Raw genomic sequence first — 2,768 nt, forward strand, 5'->3', positions numbered from 1 at the left:
GAGGAGCCTCCCGCCCCGGCCCGCCGTGAGCCCGCGCCGGCCCGCGAGCCGCGCCCGCGCAGCCGCAACCGGATGTACGTCCCGGGGCTCGGCTGCCTCAAGGGCTGCCTGATGGTGCTGCTGGTGCTGACCCTGGCCGGGGCGGCGCTGTGGAGCTTCACGCCGCTGCCGCAGTACTGGGACACTGTCGTGGGCTGGTTCGACACCGCGCGCGACTGGGTGAAGAGCATCGGCGGCTAGGCGGCCGGACGACGGGGGCACGGGGATGGGTGTACGGGGATGGGTGTACGGGGAGGCCGGGTGGGCGCGGCGCTGATGGGCGCCGTGCTCGCGCTGGCGGGGCTGCTGCTGCCGGCCGGACCGGCGGCGGCGCAGGAGGTCCGGCACTGCGGGCAGTACGAGACCGTCCCGGTCGCGGGCGGCCGGTACGTGGTGGACAACAACAACTACGGCGGGGCCGCGCAGTGCCTGGGCACGGACGGCCGGGCCGGGTTCACCGTCCTGGACTCCGGGGCGAACGCGAGCCCGCCGGCCGGTCCGGCCGCGTACCCGGAGATCTTCGACGGCTGCCACTGGGGCACCTGCACCCGGGGCGGCGCGCTGCCGGTCACGGTCTCCGAGCTGGGGCGGGCCACCAGCAGCTGGTCCACCGCACTGCCCGCCCGGGGCGACTTCAACGTGGCGTACGACCTCTGGTTCAACACCACCCCGAGCACCCCCGCCGCCAACGGCCAGCCGGACGGCGCCGAGCTGATGATCTGGCTGGACCGCACCCCGGCCTCGGCGGGCCCCACCGGCGGAACCGCCAACATCGGTGGCACCGGCTACACCAGCTGGCAGCTCACCATGGCCGCCAACGGGAGGCAGTGGCCGATGGTCGCCTACCAGGCGCAGACCCCGGTCACCTCGGTCACCGACCTCGACCTGCGGGCCTTCGTCCGGGACGCGGTGGTGCGCGGGGTGGTGAAGCCGGACTGGTACCTGATCTCGGTGGAGGCCGGCTTCGAGATCTGGAGCGGCGGTACGGGTCTGCGCACCGAATCCTTCGCCACCGACGTGCGCCCCGGCCGCCCGGTCGGTCCGATCGGCGCCCCGGGCGGCCGCTGCCTGACCCACACGCCGGACGGCAGCCCGGCGACCGGCCCGGAGCCGGTCGCGCTGCTGGACTGCGACGGCTCGTCGGCCCAGCAGTGGAGCGTGGAGATCGACGGGACGGTCCGGCAGGGCGGCAAGTGCCTGGGCACCAACGGCAACCTGGCCTCGCTCAACCCCTGCAACGGCTCGCCGTACCATGTCTGGCTGGTGGGCCTGGCGGGCGCGCTGTGGAACCAGGGCGCCCAGGGCTGCCTGCGCGACCCCGCGAACGGCACCGCGCCGGGCGGCGCCGCCGACCTGGCGGGCTGCGACGGCTCTCCGGGCCAGCGCTGGACCCTGCCGACCGCGGTGAGCTGACCGGGTGTCGAACCGGCGGCCGGTCAGGTGCCGGCTCCGGATCGGGCCCGGACAGCGAGATTGACGCTTTGTCGATAATTCGCAAGATTTCTCGCCCGCGACTCCCGCTCCAGGGCCCTCCGGCGGCCCCCGCAGGGCCTCGGGGCGCGTAGGTTGGTCGCTGTTGTCCCGCCCCACCGAGCGCGCCGGACCCCCGGAGCGCTCCCGCGCCGCCCACGGAGCAGCATTGGCACGCAAGATCGGCAGCCGGTACACCGTCCACCAGGTGATCGGCCGGGGTTCGGCCGGGACGGTCTGGCTCGGTGAGGGGCCCGACGGCCCGGTGGCGGTCAAGCTGCTGCGCGAGGACCTCGCCGCCGACCAGGTGCTGGTCGGCCGCTTCGTCCAGGAGCGCACCGCGCTGACCAGCCTCGACCACCCCCGGGTGGTCGGCGTGCGCGACATGGTGGTGGACGGCAGCGACCTCGCCCTGGTGATGGAGCTGGTCCAGGGCACCGACCTGCGCTCCCGGCTGGAGCGGGACGGTGCGCTGCCGCCGCAGACCGCCGCCTCGATCATCGCCGACGTCGCGGACGGCCTGGCGGCCGCGCACGCGGCCGGGATCGTCCACCGCGACGTCAAGCCGGAGAACGTCCTGCTCGACCTCGCCGCCGCCCCCGGCCCCGGCGGCGCCCCGCGCGCCAAGCTCACCGACTTCGGCGTGGCCCGCCTGGTCGACGCCCCGCGCCGCACCCGGGCCACCCGGATCATCGGCACCCCCGACTACCTCGCCCCCGAGATCATCGAGGGCCTGGAGCCGCGCGCCGCCGTCGACATCTACGCCCTCGCCACCGTGCTGTACGAGCTGCTGGCCGGCTTCACCCCGTTCGGCGGCGGCCACACCGGCGCGGTGCTGCGCCGGCACGTCACCGAGCAGGTGCCGCCGATCCCCGGCCTCCCGGACGGGCTGTGGCGGATCATCTCCGAGTGCCTGGCCAAGGCCCCCGCCTCCCGGCTGCGCGCCGCGGAGCTGGCCGCCCGGCTGCGCGAGCAGCTGCCCTCGCTGTCCGGCCTGCCGGTGCTCGCCGTGCCCACCCAGGGCCGCGCCCCGGCCGAGGAGCAGCTGACCCCAGGCGAGGCCGTCTACGCCGAGATAGACGCCGGACCCGGCACCCACAAGCGCCGCCGAGGCCCGGCCGTGCCGCTGGTGCCCGGTGCCGCCCCGGACTCCACCCGGGACACCCACACCAGCCTGCGCCGCCCGTCCGCCGACGAGCTGGCCGCGTACGCCGCCGAGTCCCGCGCCCAGCGCACCGCCCCGGGCCACCGCCGGGACC

2 protein-coding genes and 1 pseudogene are annotated in these 2,768 nt (G+C 76.0%); all 3 read left to right on the forward strand.

What is annotated here, in order from left to right; translation table 11 throughout:
* Window positions 1-240 (forward strand): annotated as a pseudogene (locus KS423_RS42820) (serine/threonine protein kinase); the annotation flags it as partial.
* A gap of 39 nt (window positions 241-279) precedes the next feature.
* Window positions 280-1,452 (forward strand): ricin-type beta-trefoil lectin domain protein, encoded by a 1,173-nt coding sequence (locus tag KS423_RS42825; RefSeq protein ID WP_224285104.1) that lies wholly within the window; start codon window positions 280-282, stop codon window positions 1,450-1,452.
* A gap of 226 nt (window positions 1,453-1,678) precedes the next feature.
* Window positions 1,679-2,768: serine/threonine-protein kinase (locus KS423_RS42830; RefSeq protein WP_224285105.1), on the forward strand; the 1,090-nt coding region annotated here is incomplete at its 3' end.

Origin of the sequence: Streptomyces sp. LS1784 (assembly GCF_020103755.1) — a bacterium.
In the GTDB taxonomy this organism is placed as follows: Bacteria; Actinomycetota; Actinomycetes; order Streptomycetales; family Streptomycetaceae; genus Kitasatospora.